General features: G+C 70.4%; 1 pseudogene. It reads left to right on the top strand.

The window, feature by feature from the left end:
- Positions 1-137, top strand: a pseudogene (locus RM844_RS32850) (MFS transporter); the annotation flags it as partial.
- Between the last annotated feature and the right edge of the window lie 306 nt (positions 138-443).

Raw genomic sequence — 443 nt, 5'->3', positions numbered from 1 at the left:
GCTACCCGGTGGTCGGGGCGGCGATCGGGGTGTGGGGGGTGGCGCCGGTGTTCATCGGGTGCGGGGTGTTCGGGAGCGTGGGGGTGGGGGTTGCCCTGGTGTCGGGGGCGGTGCGATCGGCGGAGCTGGCTCGGTAGCCGGGAGGCGGGAGCCAGGGGCAGGGCGCCGGAGGCCGATCCGGCCTGCGGCCCTCGTCCGCCGGCAGTGCCTCAGGAAGGCATCACACCAACACGCTTCCTCTCAACGAGACCTGGAAACAGCGTGCCTCCTGGCACCCACCCCCTGCCCAGGTTCCCCTGCCACCCCATCGGCGCTTTCCTTCAACCGCCGGAAAGCTACAGACTCCCGGCCCACACCGCCGCAACACCACAGATCAAAGCCCCCAGACCGAAGAGGTCCGTAACCCACGCCCTGGTCATGCGCTTCACGACTCGTCCCTCGCC

The organism is Streptomyces chisholmiae (genome assembly GCF_031845445.1).
Lineage (GTDB): Bacteria > Actinomycetota > Actinomycetes > Streptomycetales > Streptomycetaceae > Streptomyces > Streptomyces chisholmiae.
Note: the sequence above shows the minus strand (reverse complement) of the source record. Positions and strands in the feature narration are given on the sequence as shown.